This window comes from Acinetobacter sp. CIP-A165 (genome assembly GCF_000367985.1).
Lineage (GTDB): Bacteria > Pseudomonadota > Gammaproteobacteria > Pseudomonadales > Moraxellaceae > Acinetobacter.
Map to the genome: position 1 here is coordinate 569673 of NZ_KB849202.1, position 18057 is coordinate 587729.

Genomic DNA, 18057 nt, shown 5'->3' on the forward strand with positions numbered 1-18057 from the left:
TCATCGGCGAAGTTTGGTTGAAACTAAGATGCATTGCATCAAATTATTAGGAGATAAACTCAGTGCAAGGAGTTTTGATAGCCAAGTCAATGAGATCCATGCACGTGTGGCAGTCCTTAACAGATTTACGGAATTAGGTCGACCACTTACCCAAGTTACGCCTTAAATTTGGCTCAATTAGGGGCGCTTTGCATTTCAAATCTTTGTGCAACAAAGCCAAATAAAAGCATCAGACAATAACCATTGTGTAATTTAAAGTTAGATAGATGATTTTTTCCAAGTTAAAAATATTTCTAACATTGCATTTTTTTTTACCAAGCAAACATCACGATATGAGTAATATTTTTCATAGTCATTTCTAATTTGGCTATTTTCAATCCTACAAGCCAAATTGTTAATAAATGGTCTACCTTGCTCTAAATATTCTTGAATTGCTCTCTGGTCTAGAATGATAGTTTTTTCCCAACTCGTGGCTTGGTTATTTACATTAACATTGAGATATATACCTTCATTGTCTTTATAAAGCTCCCATAAGTAAGGTTCTATTTCTATTAAATGCATATTAGTTTTACCTTGATTTTGAAACTCACAAGAAGATGCCCATGTATTATTATTTAAAATCATGATATTTGATCGTAAAAAAAGCCAAATCTATTCAGATTTGGCTTTGCGTATTTAGGTGATAAACCTAAACCAACTCAGGCTCGCCAAACAATTCAGCAAATGCTTGATCAGGATATGGCTGTTTCATAAAACTTTCACCAACAAGGAAAGTATGAATATCATTGGCTTGCATCATCTCTACATCAGCAGGCGTGGCGATACCACTCTCAGTGACCAAAACACGAGAAGTTGGTAGTAATTTTTTCAAACGCAATGATGTATTTAAATCCACATCAAAGGTTTTGAGGTTACGGTTATTCACACCCAAAATACATCGCTCAGAAAGCTTTAAAGCGCGTTCGAGTTCATATTCATCATGTACTTCAACCAATACGTCAAGCTGATGCTCAAATGCAGTCTTAGACATTTCTTCAAGCTGTTGATCAGATAAACATGCCACGATCAATAAAATACAATCCGCTTGTAATGCACGGGCTTCAACGACATTATACGGATCAACCAAGAAATCCTTACGTAATGCAGGCAAGGCACAATGATTACGTGCAATTGCGATATTTTCATCAGCACCTTGGAAGAAATCCACATCGGTCAGAACCGATAAGCAGGCCGCACCCGCTTGTTCATATTGTTGTGCAATTTCAGCAGGATTGAAGTTTGCACGAATGATGCCTTTTGATGGTGAGGCTTTCTTAATTTCAGCAATTACAGCAGGGCGTTTATGCTGTAAAGCTTTGGCAAAACCACGAACAGGAGTTGCTTCTTTCGCCCATTGTTCAACATCATGCAAGCTACGTTGTTTTAAACGTGTAGCAAGTTCCTCATGTTTGCGGTCAACAATTTTACCTAAAATGGTATTTTGAATATCGATCATGAGAAATCCTTAGTCTGCCTGATATTGTTTCAATGTTTTGGTAAATTCAGCCAAGATACTCATTTTTTCGAGGGCTTGACCGCCGTAAAGAATATCTTGTGCCAGTTCAACTGCTTGTTTATAGGTTTTAGTGAGTCCTGCAACATAAATCCCAGCGGCTGCGTTCAGCGCAATCATATTTGCGGCTTTTTCACCAATTTCAGATTTGTTACGGCCTAAAGCATCTTTGATCAGCTTTAAGCTTTCTTCAGAACTATTTACCACTAAACCAGTGAGTGTTTGAGATGGAATCCCGACATCATCAGGGGTCAACATCCATTCTGTAATTTCGCCATCTTTTAATTCAGCAACTGCGGTTGGTGCTGCGAGACTAATTTCATCTAAACCATCTTTAGAATGCACAACCAATACATGTACAGCGCCAAGTTGTTTAAGAACTTCCGCGAGTGGTCGGCAAAGCTCATCTGAAAAGACACCAATGACAAAACGATTTACGCCAGCAGGATTGGTTAAAGGTCCCAATAAGTTGAAAATACTACGAATGCCTAGTTCACGACGAGGAGCAACTGCATATTTCATTGCTTTGTGGTGATTGGGTGCAAACAGAAAACCCACGCCCATTTCACGGATGCAGCGTTCAGTTTGTTGCATGTCCAAATCAAGCTGGATGCCCATTTGTTCAAGCACATCAGATGAGCCAGACTTACTCGAAACACCACGATTTCCATGTTTAGCAATAGTTGCACCAGCCGCTGCAACTACAAAGCTAGATGCTGTTGATACATTAAATAAGTTCTGACCATCACCGCCAGTTCCGACGATATCAACGAGGTGGGGAATATCACTGACATCAATTTTAATGGCGAACTCACGCATGATCCGTGCTGCGGCAGTGATTTCATCAATACTCTCACCCTTCATACGCAACCCCATCATTAGTGCGCCGATTTGAGCATCGGTTGCTTCACCTTGCATAATGCTGCGCATGACATTTTCCATTTGCGACTGGGTCAAATGAATGTTTTTAGTAATGTGATTGAGTGCCTGTTGGATATTCATAGTCATGAGTTACAGCATTATGATTGATTAAAAATTTAAGAATAGAATAGGGGTTGATCGCAATGGGTTCGGTATGACCTTGGTGTAATACATGCTTTCAAAGCGAGTGAGTTATGTTATCAGAAAATAATGCAGATTTTATAGGCTTTAAATAAAAACTATGTGATGCCTTAAATTTAGACATATTGCTATAATTTTCAACTATTATGCTGTTTTGATTAATGAACTTCTTTACCGAACGATTCTGTTTGTCTTTGTGGGGATTTTTACATGCTTGTCAGTCAACTTTTTCATTATCCAGTGAAGTCATGTCGAGGCAATAAATGCATTGAAATGGAAATTGATGCCTTTGGGCCACAGTGGGATCGCCGATGGATGATCGTTGATAAAGATGGTCGTTTTGTTACACAAAGGCAAGTTGCTGAAATGGGACAAATTGGGGTGTCTATTTCTTCTGCAAGTGTAAGTTTTAGTTATCAATCTGAACAGATCGAACTGAGTATGCTTGAAGCGCAAGGCCAAAAAGATGAGCGTTTAGTGACCGTATGGCGCGATCAACTCATTGGAAATCGTATTGATCATCCAGTAAATGTTTGGTTGAGTCAAAAACTGGGGAGAGAAGTGCAACTGGTTTATATGCCGCAAGAGACTGTTCGCCAAGTTGATTTGGAATATGCAGAGTTAGGTGATCGAGTCGGTTTTGCTGATGGTTTTCCATTTCTGATCATCAGTGAAGCATCGGTAGAGTTTCTTGCTGAAAAAGTCGGTTATCCACTGGATGTACAGCGATTTAGACCGAATATTGTGATTTCTGGATGCGAAGCATTTGCCGAGGATCAATGGAAACAGATTCAAATTGGTGAAGTGACGTTTGATTTGGTTAAACCGTGTTCGCGCTGTGTTATTCCAACCATTGATTTGGAGACGGGTCAAAAGCAGCCAGCAGTGATGCAGGCGATGTTGGCATATCGTAAGCAGGGAAATAAGGTCATGATGGGACAAAACGCCCTGCATCGAGGAGAAGGGACGATTGCAATTGGACAAGAAGTTCAGATTCTAAAGATGGTGTAACTGCATTTTAGTTTTAATTAATCGGCTGAAAAAATGCCAATCGATTGGTGTCGATTGGCATAATCATTTCTAGGTTTGTTGAGGCTGATCTTCTACAGGCGTTCTGACTCCCAATATTTGACTGGTTGCTGTACCAGCAGTCATAGAGCCATTCACATTCAAGGCAGTGCGTCCCATATCAATCAGTGGTTCGATTGAGATGAGTAAAGCAACAAGGGTGATTGGTAAGCCCATGATTGGCAATACAATTAGCGCTGCAAAGGTTGCGCCACCACCAACACCAGCCACGCCGATCGAGCTAAGTGTAACGATGACGATCAGTTGTGCAATCCACAGTGGATCAAGGGGATTGATGCCGACAGTTGGTGCGACCATCACCGCAAGCATTGCTGGATATAAACCAGCACAACCATTTTGTCCAATCGTTGCACCAAACGATGCAGAAAAGCTGGCAATACCTTCAGGTACACCGAGTTGCTTAGTTTGGGTTTCAATATTCAGAGGAATACTGGCTGCACTTGAACGGCTAATAAAGGCAAAGCTTAAAACTGGGAATGCTTTTTTAAAGAAATCGATAGGGTTTACGCGTACGAATAGTAATATAAGCGCATGTACGAGTAACATGATCGCCAGACCCAAATAAGATGCAATGACAAACTCACCTAATTTAACAATATCCGCTAAATTTGCAGTAGCGACCATTTTGGTCATCAATGCAAGCACACCGTAAGGAGTAAATTGCATAACTAAACGGACGAGGCTAATAACCAGTGCTTGTAGCGCTTCGATACCATGACGGATTCGTTCGCCATTCACAGTATCTTTTTCCATGAGTTTAAGTGCGGCAACGCCTAGAAAAGCAGAAAATATGACGACACTAATAATTGCAGTCGGACGAATCCCTGTTAAGTCAGCAAAAGGATTTTGTGGGAACAATGAAAGCAATAATTTGGGTACATCTAAGTCTGCAACTTGACCCACATATTGACTTTCTATTGCAGCTAAACGTGCGGTTTCTTGTGCGCCTTGAACTAAGCCCTCAGCTGTTAGACTAAATAAATTGGTAATACTTGCCCCAACGAAAGCAGCTATTGCAGTGGTTGCTAATAAAATCCCAATCACCAATACACTGATTTTTCCGAGAGAGGTAGTTTGGTGTAATTTGATCACCGCACTTAAAATTGAAATAAAAATGAGTGGCATGATCACCATTTGTAACAGTTGCACATAACCATTACCGACAATGTTGAACCATGCGACAGAATGTTCCAGAATTTGACCATCACCATAAATGGTTTTGAGTGCTAAACCGAAGAAAATACCAACCACCATACCGATCAGTACTTTTTTGGCCAGACTCCAGTCATGTCGATACGTGAAAAACAATCCTGCTAGCAGCAGGATAAAAACAAGAATATTCAATAAAACTAATGTATTCACAATAAGTATCCTGATCTTTGCTTCAGGCGAAGTGTGCTAAAAAATGACTTAGGATTTTAGCACCCGATTGTTGTTTAACTTAATCATTCCTATCACTATGCTTAATCTAAAAAATGAAAAAGCAACTAATGAATGTTGCAAACAGCAGTTAAATTAATTTTTTAAAACATGTGAAAAGTGTATTAATTATTGAAAAATAATGATTTGTTTTAAATTGAAACTTTTCCGATTAATTTTAAAACTGGAAATTTTGCCTGTATGTATAGGTTGTATATGCTTTTTATATGTTCAAAATAAAAACAGCCTATTCATTTAAATAGGCTGTTGGAACTATAAATCTGAAACTAAATATCCGTTTAAGCGTAAATATCGAGGAAGTTTTTGAAAATCTGATGACCATGTTGGCTCAAAATAGACTCAGGATGAAACTGAACCCCTTCAATTGGCAGTGTTTTGTGTTTTACGCCCATGATTTCTTCAATCGTACCATCTGTTTGATTGGTCCAGCACGTGACTTCTAAACAGTCAGGAAGCGTTTCTTGCTCAATCACGAGAGAGTGATAACGTGTGGCAGCAAAAGGCGAAGGCAAATCACTGAAAATGCCTTTATCACTATGATGCATATCGGATAAGCGCCCGTGCATCACTGTTTTCGCACGAATAATATTTCCGCCGAAAGCCTGTCCAATGGCTTGATGACCTAAACAGACACCGAGTAAAGGAATTTTCCCTGCAAAGTGATTGATTGCAGGAATGGAAATTCCTGCTTCGCTTGGAGAGCATGGACCAGGACCAATCACCAGATATTTCGGCTGCCATCGCTGTATATCCTCTAATGTGACTTGATCATTACGAACAACTTTTACTTCTTGATTCAACTCGCCAAAGTATTGAACGATGTTGTAAGTAAATGAGTCATAATTGTCAATCATCAGAAGCATTTTAGATTCAACCTATTGATTATATTTGAGATTTTAACATGTGGTCTTGTTTATTACCAACATTGTTACTCACTTTAATAAAACTGGCTATGTATAAATAGAAAAGCCGCTTTACTTAAGCGGCTAATGTATCAGATTTTGATTCCCTTGTGACCACCTCATTCACGTATGAATCGAGGTAGTAGCTAAAATGGTTATTTACGACGGCTGTGAGGTCAGTGTAGGGCTGGAAGCTTCTATCAAACAGATACCAGCGTTTTACATTCAGTTTAAAAAGAACCGCCTAAGTGATGGATTTTAGCGGCAAAACATTCTGTAAAACGCAGGAAACAGCGAGATAAATATTTTATTGTGTAGTTATTCTTTAAAAAATCATTAAAAACATTTCATATTTTATTGACGCAGTTCACACTTTTATTTATATTCGAGACTTACTTTAATAAAAAAGTAAACAACAATAACCTTAATTCAGCGCAAAACAAGAATCAAGGTGAAACCCACTCTCTTTTAGAGGGTGGGTTTTTTAATGGGTGAGATTCATGACTGAAAGTAAAAAAGAGCAGTGCCTTTAGCTGATTTGTGTATTGATCAGTATTACATTGTGAGTGATTTAAAAAGTATTGTAGTCGAGCCTTAGAGCTTGATGAGCTAACGTCTGCAATCAGAGCAATGGGTTATTCGGCAAGCATTTAAACATGTTTAGTGACAGGGTTGAGCACCCATACAAGCACATAAGACAGGGGCGCGATAATATGCTTCTGCTCAATCAGTAGAAGTGTGATTATAACTTTCTGAAAATTTTAACTTTATTGTGCTTTTTATTTAGATGAATCTATTTATAAATTGATACGATTCAATATCCATGCGTACGAAGGAGGATTGAGATACAGAGGGTAGGAAATAATCGTAACAAAAACAAATGATCAATGGTGAATATTTCGAGAGTAGATGATTTTTACATAGATAAAGTGACCGACTAAAATTGTGTTTAAAAAGACCAATAAATTTTTATAATTGAAAGGTTTGAAAAAATAAATGACAAGTGAATCGAAAGTCTAAATGAATTGAATGGAATCAAGTTGAAAAGAATGATATAAAAACTCAGTTTATGCTAAAGAATGGCGTAATTGGCACTACATTAGTTCTTTGATATGTATTTATGCACCATTTTGGATCGCATTGTCTATTTTGGGGATGCGTTAAAATGGAAATGTTTAAATATGGTGCATTTGCAAATAGTGGGCAAGATATATAGAGATTGAACATGGAGCTTAAATCATTTTTTCTGCAAAGAATTTCAATGTTTTAGGTACGCTTTTAAATTGTTGGTATGATAATTGCTATTTATACACCAACAACTAACACGCACTTAACGAGTGCATAAAAATTCATTGGAGCAAATGAGCATGGCGAACAAGGTCCTTCAACTCATCAAAGAAAGCGGCGCAAAATGGGTCGATTTTCGCTTTACTGATACCAAAGGTAAAGAACAACACGTAACTTACCCAGCTGATACGATTGATGAAGATACATTTGAAGACGGTAAAATGTTTGATGGTTCTTCAATCGCTGGCTGGAAAGGCATTGAAGCATCTGACATGATCTTACGTCCAGACGCTGAAACTGGTTTTCTTGACCCGTTCTTTGCTGAGCCAACAGTTGTTGTGACTTGTGACGTAATCGAACCATCTACTGGTCAAGGTTACGAGCGTGATCCACGTTCGATTGCTCGTCGTGCTGAAGAGTATTTAAAATCTACAGGTATCGGTGATACTGCATTCTTTGGTCCAGAACCAGAATTCTTCGTTTTTGACGAAGTTAAATGGGATATCGACATGTCTGGTGCACGCCATACATTGATCGCTGAAGAAGCTGCTTGGTCTACAGGTAAAGACTTTGAAGCGGGTAACTCTGGTCACCGTCCACGTGTGAAAGGTGGTTACTTCCCAGTTCCTCCTGTTGATTCTCATCAAGATATGCGTGCTGAAATGTGTGCACGTATCGAAGACATCATGGGTCCAGGTCGTGTAGAAGTACATCATCACGAAGTTGCATCTTGCCAGTTAGAAATTGGTGTGAGCTTCAATACTTTGGTTCGCAAAGCAGACGAAGTTCAACAATTCAAATATGCAGTTTGGAACGTTGCTCATCAATATGGCAAAACTGCGACATTCATGCCTAAGCCAATGGTAGGTGATAATGGTTCTGGTATGCATGTTCACATGTCAATCGCTAAAGATGGCAAGAACTTGTTTGCTGGTGATGAATATGCTGGTTTGTCTGAAATGGCATTATTCTTCATTGGTGGTGTAATCAAACACGCTCGTGCATTAAATGCGATTACTAACCCTTCTACAAACTCGTATAAGCGTTTAGTACCTCATTACGAAGCACCAATTATGCTTGCTTATTCAGCGCGTAACCGTTCAGCTTCTATCCGTATTCCATACGTTTCTAACCCTAAAGGTAAGCGTATCGAAGCACGTTTCCCTGATCCAATGATGAACCCATACTTAGGTTTTGCAGCATTGTTGATGGCTGGTATTGACGGCATCCAAAACAAAATTCACCCAGGTGAAGCTGCTGATAAGAACTTATATGATCTTCCTCCTGAAGAAGAAGCGAAAATCCCAACTGTGGCGCACAGCTTAGATATGGCGATTGAAGCACTTGAAGCGGATCATGAGTTCTTGTTGAAAGGTGGTGTATTCACTAAAGAAATGCTTGATGCATACATCGAACTTAAAACTGATGATGTTCGTCGTCTTAACACGACAACTCACCCAGTTGAATTCGACATGTACTACAGCTTGTAATACATTCCGATTCAAAAAGCTCGCTTCGGCGGGCTTTTTTTATGCAGTTGATTTTTATAACGACACTTGTTGACGTATTCAGTAAAGAATCCAACTAAAAATCTTCAAAATTTTGTACACTCACATTATAAAGAAATAGGCTTAAAAACAGGTTTACAATGACCCAAGTACAACTGCAACAGCTACAAAAACAACTATGGAATATCGCCAATACTTTACGTGGCAAAATGGGTGCAGATGAGTTTCGTGACTATATTCTAGGATTTATCTTCTTTAAATATTTGTCTGAAAAAGCAGTAAGCTTTGCCAATGAATTATTGGATGGTGAAGACATTAGCTTTTTAGAGCTAGATGAAAATAAAGTTGAACATGTGCCATATATCGAAGAAATTAAAAAGAATGCCATTGAAGAAGTCGGCTATGCGCTGACACCAAAGCAATTATTCCACACGCTTGCTGAACGTGGTCGTAAAGGCGAATTTATTTTAGATGATTTGGCTGCAACACTAAAAGCGATTGAACAAAGTACGCTTGGTTCTGATTCTGCTGATGACTTTGCCAATCTATTTGAAGATTTAGATTTAAACTCGACCAAGCTGGGAAATACGGCGAGTGACCGTAACGAGCTTGTTGCAAAGGTCCTCAGTCATTTAGACGATATTGATTTTGATATTTCCAATACCGAATCAGATGTATTGGGTGATGCTTATGAATACCTAATTGGTGAGTTTGCATCAGGTGCTGGTAAAAAGGCAGGCGAATTCTATACACCACAAACGGTATCGACTTTACTGGCGAAGATCGTGACCCAAGGTAAAACCCGTTTACGTTCTGTTTATGATCCGACTTGTGGTTCTGGTTCATTGTTGCTCCGTGTAAAGCGTGAAGTACAAGATGTCGATATGATTTACGGTCAGGAAATGAACCGTACCACCTATAACTTGGCACGAATGAACATGATTTTGCATGATGTGCATTTTGCCAAGTTCGACATTAAGCAAGAAGATACCTTGATTCGTCCGCAGCATTTGGACAAGCGTTTTGATGCGGTGGTTGCCAATCCGCCATTTTCGGCAAAATGGTCTGCTGATCCATTATTTTTACAAGATGAACGTTTTGCGGCTTATGGCAAACTCGCACCAAGTTCTAAGGCAGATATGGCATTTGTTCAGCACATGGTGCATCAACTGGATGAGCATGGCACGATGGCAGTTGTGTTGCCACACGGTGTTTTATTCCGGGGTTCGAGTGAGGGCGTTATTCGTCAATATCTGATTGAACAGCTCAATGTGATTGATACCATTATTGGTTTACCTGCCAATATTTTCTATGGGACTTCGATTCCGACTTGTATTTTGGTGTTGAAGAAAAACCGTGAGCATAAAGACAATATTTTGTTTATTGATGCCAGCAATGAGTTTGAGAAGCAGAAGAATCAAAACAAGTTATTGCCTGAGCATTTGGACAATATTATTGGGGCATTTGAAAACCGTCAGAATATTGAAAAGTATGCGCATGTGGCGACGTTGCAGGAAGTGAAGGACAACGACTTTAACCTGAATATTCCGCGTTATGTCGATACTTTTGAAGCTGAGGATGAGATTGATCTGGATGCAATTGCTCAAGCCTTGCAGACTTTGGAAGTAGAGAGTCAAAAGACGGATGCCGTAATTAGCGAGTTTTGCAGAGAGCTTGGGATTGCTTCGCCATTTGCGGAGGTGAAGTAATGTCTGTACCGAAGTTGCGATTTAAAGGATTTGAAGGTGATTGGAGTATTAAATCACTTTCAGAGTTAGCTAATCTCACTTCAAGTAAAAGAGTTCATTTAGCAGATTATGTTCCTGATGGAATTCCATTTTTTAGGGGTAAGGAAATTACAGAATTAAAATCTGGAGTTTTTCCTTCAGATATTTTGTATATTTCTCATAACCAATTTAATGAGTTTAAAGAAAAATATGGTGTCCCAAAAAATAATGAAATTTTAATAACCGCAGTTGGTACTTTAGCTAATACCTACCTAGTTAATACGAATTATGAATTTTACTTTAAAGATGGGAATCTAATTTGGTTGAAAGACATTAAAGCCAATCCTAAATTCATGATGATTCTTTTAGATGCAAAGAAAAATGATGTATTAGCTAGCGCAATTGGGTCAACACAAAAAGCATTAACTATTGCTAATCTAAATAAACTTATATTCAACTTTCCTTGTAATTTAGAACAAACCAAAATCGCTACTTTCCTTTCCGCAGTGGATGAAAAGATTAGCCAACTGACGCAAAAACATGAGCTGCTTAGTCAATATAAACAAGGCATGATGCAAAAGTTGTTTAGCCAGCAGATTCGTTTTAAAGCTGATGATGGGAGTGAGTTTGGGGAGTGGGAACTTTTAACTATTCAAGATTTAGTTGATAGAGAAGTAATTGAAAAGCCTATGGATGGTAATCATGGGGAAATTCATCCTACTTCTAAAGATTATGTAAATGAAGGTATTCCATTTATTATGGCTACTGATGTTATAAATGGAAAAGTTCACCTTCAAAATTCGAAAAAGATTACAAAACAACAAGCAGATAGTTTGAGAAAAGGTTTTTCAATAGCAGGTGATATCCTACTTACGCATAAAGCTACAATTGGTAATATCGCTATTGTTCCTAGTTTGGAAGTGGAATACATCATGCTTACACCACAAGTAACTTATTATCGTGTACTTAATTCTAAAAAACTCAGTAATCAATTTTTAAAAGTTTATTTTGAAGCCCCTCAGTTTCAAAAAAGTTTATTGGATTTATGTACAGGAGCAACAAGATTATACATTGGTATTTCAGAGCAAAGAAAACTACCAATTTCTCTTCCTAGCCTAGAAGAACAAACCAAAATCGCTAATTTCCTCTCTGCGATTGACCAAAAAATTGAAGTTGTGGCACAGCAAATTGAACAAGCGAAAACTTGGAAAAAAGGCTTGTTGCAGCAGATGTTTGTTTAATATTTTTATATCAGCAAAGTGAAAAGCCACTTTGCTTTTTAATACTTTATAAAACCTAAAACAGGATCATGATGAAAAAATTTATACTTGTTGCTTTAATGACATTGCCAGTGTTGGCACAAGCTCAAAGCTTTAAATATCAAAAAGATATTTCTAATTTTAAGCAGTATAAAGGAGACGTGACCTTAACAGGAACTTATTCACGTACTTTAGACCCTGAATATTTAGAGTATATGGGCGATGGAATTTGCTTTGAACCAGATCAAAAATCATCTGCATTTATCCCTCGCCCAAAAGGTGGTGAACGAACCGCATGGTTCTGCTTTAGCAATTTTGAACAAGCCAAAAAAACATTTAAATTGCCAGATACCATAAAAAAAGACTATTGTAGCTATGAAGGTAAGGCAACCATTACTATTAAAGACTACAAGTTATTTGTTGAAGAAACGGAAGGATCTGACTTAACCCAACTTATTTCAGCAAAAAACATTACACCAGCAAAAGCAGTAAAATGTGAAGTCAATAATTAAATTTGATTGCTTATATTGGCAATGGGAAAACCAAATTTTTAAGGGGATATTTTGAAATGATACTAAAAGGATCAGTTTAAAATATATGAAAATCAGAGATAGAAGATACGAATATAGAGCAAGAAAATGTACGAAATAGAAGATCAACTCATTCAAAAATATGAGAATTTATTGCTTAAAGCTCAGCAATATAAAAAACCTGAACGGGAAATGACGATTTTTGATACAGCATTAAATAATCACCATGAAAATCCAATCACTGAACTATTGGCTTTCTTTCTCAATCCAAATGAGAAACATCAACTAGGGGATAGTTTTTATCAAGGTTTTATGACCGCTCTAAAACAGTATGAGCAATATCAAGACTTTGAGTTTGGAGAGTTTAAACAGCTTTCTACACAACAGGTGACAGATCAAGGCAAATTTATTGATTTATGGGTGGAGACCGATAACGCTTTAATCATTGTAGAAGTTAAGGTATATCATCATCAAAATAATCCTTTTAAAGAATACGAAGCTTGGGCAAATAAGAAAATTGAGAACCAGAATAGGCAAGATCAAGAAAAACGTCTGATTACGATTGTGTTATGTCCAAATGGTAAATGTACGATAGCAAATTGGTTAGGTTTGTCCTATACCCAATTGACAACATCGATTAGACAGCACATATCACAATATGCATTTAATCAAACTTTAAATAAATGGGCTGTTTTTGCTCGCGATTTTTTACTACATCTAGAAAGTTTTAATCATTTATTGGACATAGATATGAGTCGTATAAATTTTGTTGTCGATAATATGTACAAAATTCAAGAATTAATTGATTTAAAGCAAAGCGTTTTTCAGGAAATTATTGGTCATATAAATAAAGAATTACAGATTGAATTAGGTGAAAATTATCTGCCTGAAGTCAATGAAAAAACTTGGAGAGGTGGTCCGGCTTTTTATTTTCGAGGGAAGAATTGGAAGGATGCTTCAAGTTCAATTTTATACTTACGCTTAAATGATAAGCCAATGAGTTGCTCTGTACGCATGTACGTACATAAACCAACGAGCGAATTACGAGAGCAGATTAAAGTATTGTTAGATGATTCTAAATACTTACTTGCAAGTGAATGGGATGAACAAAATGGTAAATGGTGGTGTCTGAAGTGGGATTTTTCAGAATTCGATTTAGATACTGTCACAAACCACATCATCTTTACGCATAAAATTTTGAATCGTGTTGAGCTTGAGTGGAAGTAACAACTTTTTAATTCAATTGAATAGATTAGTGGGAATAGAGAGAAAGATGACAGTACAAAGTGAATTTCAACTTGAAGATGAACTGATTGCACAATTGCTAAACTTGGTGCAATAGATGTTTGTTTAATTATTAAGGTTAGGGTCATGAAAAAATTATTGAAAAAAGTAACTTTGCTCGCAACATTCCTTTTTATGAGTAACTTAAGTTTTGCAAATACATTTAAATTTGAGAAAATAAGTATTATTCAAATTAATCTGAATGAAATAATGAAAAATGTCTATAAAATGAAAGAGGATGACTATCAAATTACCAATAATGAGAACCAAGTGCTAGTCAAGGGTAATCCACAAGTCTTATTGACAATGCGACCAGTTATTGAATATGAAAATATCCGGGGAAAAATCCGTTATGAAGCAGTTTTAGAGATTGATGAGCTAGTTAATGGGAAACCCAAAGAATACGAAAAATGTGCCAAAAATATAGATGCATTTACTTTTTCAGAGGATATACAACATGGAAAATACACTTTGGTTGGAATGCTTTTACAAGGTTCAGTATGTAACTTTTCAGATGATTGATCCTAATTAACATTTGAAGATGTAGAACTTTCTGAATATATAATTAATAGATTCACGAGCAAATGGGAAATATGCAAATTTATCGTGCTCAAGAGCAAAAAATGGTTGAATTAATTGAACAACCATTTCGCTTAGAGAAAGAAATCCAAACCATATTTGAAAACAACTTATATGAGTTTACAGACTTAGAGTTTATTAAATCAGAGTTTACGATTAAAAGTAACCGTATTGATACGCTCGCGTTTGATCCTGAAAGCAAAGCATTTGTAATCATTGAATACAAACGAGAACGCAATTTTAGTGTCATAGATCAAGGCGTTTCTTATCTCAACTTAATGCTTGAGTACAAAGCTGACTTTATTGTTGAATACAACGAAAGTCAGACTAAGAATCTAAAACGTCAAGATGTGGATTGGTCACAAAGTAGAATTATCTTCGTTTCACCAAGTTTTACTGATTTTCAAAAGCAATCGACCAACTTTAAAGACTTAGGCATTGAACTGTGGGAATTAAAACGCTATCAAGATGGAATCTTTTCAGTCAATCCATTACTCAAAACCAAATCAGCACCTTCAATCAAGCAAGTGCAAATGGTCGAGTCTGAAGATATTAAAAAGATTGCTAAAGAAATTCAGCAATATGATGAAGATTTTCACCTTGATGATAAATCTGACGATATTAAAGAGTTATATGAACGATTCCGTGATGCCATTCTAAATTTGGCGCCTGATTTAGAAATAAATGCCAAAAAACTCTATATCGCTTTTAAGAAATCAAAACGTAATATTGTCTATATTGAAGTCCAAAAGAAAATCCTACGTTTGACGTTGAATGCAAAAATTGGATCACTGGATGATCCTAAAATTTTGTTGCGAGATGTATCTACTATCGGACATTGGGGTGTCGGTGACTATCAAACAGATGTGTCAGATACTGAAAACCTTGAATACATTTTGAGTTTGATCAAGCAGTTATTGAAATAAGGAATAGGTTAAAAAGAAATGACAGTACAAAGTGAATTTCAACTTGAAAATGAACTGATTGCACAACTGCAAGGGCTAGGCTATGCAACTGTCACCATTAAAGATGAAAGCCAACTCCTGTCAAACCTCAAAACTCAAATTGAATGTGTGAATGGACTTGCACCACTGTCAGAAACGGAGTGGAAGCAGGCCATTAGTTTTCTTAATACAGGCACAGTTTTTGAACGAGCTAAAAATTTACGTGATCAGTTTCCTGTCAAATTTGATGATGGTACAAGCAAGCACATTTTCTTTTTATCGGATGACCCAAGCAAAAACGTATATCAAGTCACCAATCAAATCACGCTAGACCATCGTGATTTTAATGGTCGAACCAGCCGTTTTGATGTCACGCTATTGGTTAATGGATTACCGTTGGTACAAATTGAGCTGAAAAAACGCGGCATGGAAATTGCCGAAGCCTTTAATCAGACGCAACGCTATATTCGTGAAGCGTATTGGGCAGGGCAAGGACTATTTGGTTTTATTCAGCTCTTTATCATCAGTAACGGCGCAAATACTCGCTATTATTCTAATGGTACGACTGGCATTGAGTTTGCTTTTCCATGGGCAGATGTAAAGAATAAACATATCAATGAAATTGTTGATTTTGCTGATGCCTTTTTAAATCACGCACATCTCACAGATATGCTAACCCAATACATGGTGATGTTGGAAACCAGTAAAAGTTTAATGGTGCTACGCCCATATCAAATTTACGCCGTGCAAAAGATTATTGCCCATGTACAAAATTCAGAGCAAAACGGCTATATCTGGCATACCACAGGTTCAGGCAAAACGCTGACCTCATTTAAAGCCAGCCAACTCATCATGCAAATGCCTGATGTTGAAAAAGTACTGTTTGTGGTGGATCGTAATGACCTTGATACCCAGACTTCACGAGAATTTAATGCATTTAAAGCCGAGAGTGTGGATAGCACAGACAGCACGCATACTTTGGTTAAACAACTCGATCAACGCCATGACAAGCTGATCGTGACCACCATTCAAAAGTTAAATCGCGCCATTAGCACGGACCGATATTTAGAACATATCAATTATCTAAAAGACAAAAAAGTCGTGTTCATTTTTGATGAATGTCACCGTAGTCAATTTGGTGATACCCATCAGAACATTAAAAAATTCTTTAGCAATGCACAAATGTTTGGATTTACAGGGACTCCGATCTTTGAAGAAAATAGTCAGTCCAAAGCAGGTTTGAAGCTCACCACAGATTATTTATTCAATCAGTGTCTGCATCAATATGTCATTGTCGATGCGATTCGAGACCGCAATGTATTGCAGTTCCAAATTGATTATCGCGGCAAATATACTGCCAAAGGTATGCAAAATAATCTCGATGATGTTGTTGAGAGTGACGAAGATGTTGAGGGGATAGATACCAAAGAGCTTTATGATAATCCACAACGATTAGAAATGATTGCCCGTTATGTCGTTGAGACACATGACACGAAAACCAAAAACCGTGAATTTACGGCGATGTTTTGTGTCAGTTCAGTGGATACCTTAACGCAGTATTATGAACTGTTTGAAAAGGTACAAGCTGAGAAGCTACAACAAGATGAAGTGGAAGGTCGATTATTTAAACCTCTCACCATTGCGACTATTTTCTCCTACGGTGCGAATGAAGCTGTTGAGAACAATGAACAAAATGGATTGATTCAAGAAGAATCAACTGATATGCCTAGTCAAATTAACCAGTCTAGTCGTGACAAACTTGATCGCTATATTGCCAATTATAATGTCCAATTTGGTACGAATTATAATTCAGGTGATGGATTCTATGCTTATTACCGTGATATTGCAGATCGGGTAAAGAAAAAGCAGATTGATATCTTACTAGTCGTGAATATGTTCCTCACAGGCTTTGATTCAAAACCTTTAAATACCTTATATGTCGATAAGAACCTTAAATATCATGGTTTGATTCAAGCATTTTCACGTACTAATCGTGTTTACAATGATAAAAAACCATTTGGGAATATCATTAGCTTCCGTAATCTTAAACGTGCTACAGATGAAGCATTGGCATTATTCTCAAATAAAGAAGCCAGAAAGACTGTACTCGTCCCTAGCTTTGACGAAATTAAACAAGACTATGAATTAGCAGTCGAAAAGTTATTGAGTATTACGCCTGATTATCAGGCTGTAGACACGTTGATAACAGAAGAGCAGCAACTGGAGTTCATCAAGGCATTTCGTGAAGTGATGCGCTATAACGCCCAGCTACAAACTTTTGTGGAATATGACCAAGATCAAACAGTGTTAGATAAACAGCACTTTGCGAATTTTGCATCTAAGTATGCTGATCTCTGTCGAGCGATTCGAAAAACGACCAAGAAAGAAAAAGTCTCAGTACTTGATGATGTCGATTTCCAATTGGACTTACTGCACAGTGACCGTATCAATGTGGGTTATATCCTTACGCTTTTACAGATGGCGGTAAATGCTGAAACAGATGAACAGAGTCAGAAGTATGAAGCACAGGTATACGATCTCATTGGTAGTGATATAAGCTTGCATGATAAGCAAGACTTGATACAAAAGTTCATTGAAGAAAACATGCCTAAAATGATCAATGGGCAAAGTGTACAAGTGGCTTTTGCTCAGTTTTGGGATGCAGAAAAAGAGCAAGCTTATCAGCACTTTTGCGAACGAGAAAATCTAAAGCCTGAAGTAATGAAGCAAGTTTTAGATAATTATGAATTCAATAAACGCTTACCAAGAAAAGAAGAAATGAAAGAGTTGCCCAACTATAAAGTAAAGCTGTTTGAGCGGGACAGTGTATTAACCAATTTGTTGGTGAAAACACGACAGTTGATTGAGAAGTTTTATGTGGGGTTGTAGATTTA

14 protein-coding genes and 1 pseudogene are annotated in these 18057 nt (G+C 37.3%); 10 read left to right on the forward strand and 5 right to left on the reverse strand.

All coding sequences use genetic code 11. From position 1 onward, the window contains the following. Positions 1-166: pseudogene (locus F991_RS17470) on the forward strand (IS5/IS1182 family transposase); the annotation flags it as partial. 92 nt (positions 167-258) lie between these two features. Here F991_RS17470 and F991_RS08200 read toward each other — a convergent pair. The 3 genes from F991_RS08200 to trpD all read right to left on the reverse strand — a co-directional run bounded on the left by F991_RS08200 (position 259) and on the right by trpD (position 2554). Next, entirely contained in the window at positions 259-624 is a 366-nt protein-coding gene (locus F991_RS08200) for a hypothetical protein (RefSeq protein ID WP_004670523.1), read from the reverse strand. 64 nt (positions 625-688) lie between these two features. After that, positions 689-1495: an indole-3-glycerol phosphate synthase TrpC gene (trpC, locus tag F991_RS08205; RefSeq protein WP_004670524.1), complete on the reverse strand. Its 807-nt coding sequence runs from the start codon at positions 1493-1495 to the stop codon at positions 689-691. Between the two features lie 9 nt (positions 1496-1504). Continuing rightward, positions 1505-2554, reverse strand: a complete 1050-nt coding sequence (gene trpD, locus F991_RS08210) for an anthranilate phosphoribosyltransferase (protein ID WP_034595618.1) — start codon at positions 2552-2554, stop codon at positions 1505-1507. A gap of 270 nt (positions 2555-2824) precedes the next feature. On the opposite strand from trpD, the gene F991_RS08215 reads away from it, so the two are divergent. Then, a complete protein-coding gene (locus F991_RS08215; protein ID WP_004670526.1) occupies positions 2825-3625 on the forward strand; it encodes an MOSC domain-containing protein in 801 nt (266 codons plus the stop codon). 69 nt (positions 3626-3694) lie between these two features. Here the strand turns inward: F991_RS08215 and F991_RS08220 are convergent, their stop codons facing one another. Both F991_RS08220 and F991_RS08225 read right to left on the reverse strand, forming a co-directional pair. Next, positions 3695-5065 (reverse strand): L-cystine transporter, encoded by a 1371-nt coding sequence (locus F991_RS08220; RefSeq protein WP_004670527.1) that lies wholly within the window; start codon positions 5063-5065, stop codon positions 3695-3697. A gap of 356 nt (positions 5066-5421) precedes the next feature. Next, the gene (locus tag F991_RS08225) at positions 5422-6006 is read right to left on the reverse strand and encodes an anthranilate synthase component II (RefSeq protein WP_004670528.1); all 585 of its coding nucleotides are present in this window, start codon (positions 6004-6006) and stop codon (positions 5422-5424) included. A 1400-nt stretch (positions 6007-7406) separates the two neighbouring features. Here F991_RS08225 and glnA point away from each other — a divergent pair. The 8 genes from glnA to F991_RS08265 all read left to right on the forward strand — a co-directional run bounded on the left by glnA (position 7407) and on the right by F991_RS08265 (position 18052). Further along, the gene (glnA, locus tag F991_RS08230; RefSeq protein WP_171063427.1) at positions 7407-8822 is read left to right on the forward strand and encodes a type I glutamate--ammonia ligase; all 1416 of its coding nucleotides are present in this window, start codon (positions 7407-7409) and stop codon (positions 8820-8822) included. Positions 8823-8980: 158 nt separating this feature from the next. Then, complete coding sequence (locus tag F991_RS08235) at positions 8981-10549, forward strand: type I restriction-modification system subunit M (protein WP_004670530.1); 1569 nt, start codon at positions 8981-8983, stop codon at positions 10547-10549. Continuing rightward, positions 10549-11808: a restriction endonuclease subunit S gene (locus F991_RS08240; RefSeq protein WP_004670531.1), complete on the forward strand. Its 1260-nt coding sequence runs from the start codon at positions 10549-10551 to the stop codon at positions 11806-11808. The genes F991_RS08235 and F991_RS08240 overlap by 1 nt, the downstream gene beginning before the upstream one ends. A gap of 71 nt (positions 11809-11879) precedes the next feature. Further along, positions 11880-12338 carry a hypothetical protein gene (locus F991_RS08245; protein WP_004670532.1) on the forward strand — a complete coding sequence of 153 codons (459 nt, stop codon included), beginning with the start codon at positions 11880-11882 and terminating at the stop codon, positions 12336-12338. Between the two features lie 126 nt (positions 12339-12464). Then, a complete protein-coding gene (locus F991_RS08250) occupies positions 12465-13583 on the forward strand; it encodes a PD-(D/E)XK nuclease family protein (protein ID WP_004670533.1) in 1119 nt (372 codons plus the stop codon). A 144-nt stretch (positions 13584-13727) separates the two neighbouring features. Further along, positions 13728-14162, forward strand: coding sequence for a hypothetical protein (locus F991_RS08255; RefSeq protein WP_004670534.1), 435 nt, complete (start codon positions 13728-13730; stop codon positions 14160-14162). A 71-nt stretch (positions 14163-14233) separates the two neighbouring features. Beyond that, a complete protein-coding gene (locus F991_RS08260) occupies positions 14234-15145 on the forward strand; it encodes a DUF5655 domain-containing protein (RefSeq protein WP_004670535.1) in 912 nt (303 codons plus the stop codon). Between the two features lie 18 nt (positions 15146-15163). Next, positions 15164-18052 (forward strand): type I restriction endonuclease subunit R, encoded by a 2889-nt coding sequence (locus tag F991_RS08265; protein WP_004670536.1) that lies wholly within the window; start codon positions 15164-15166, stop codon positions 18050-18052. Positions 18053-18057: the final 5 nt, after the last annotated feature.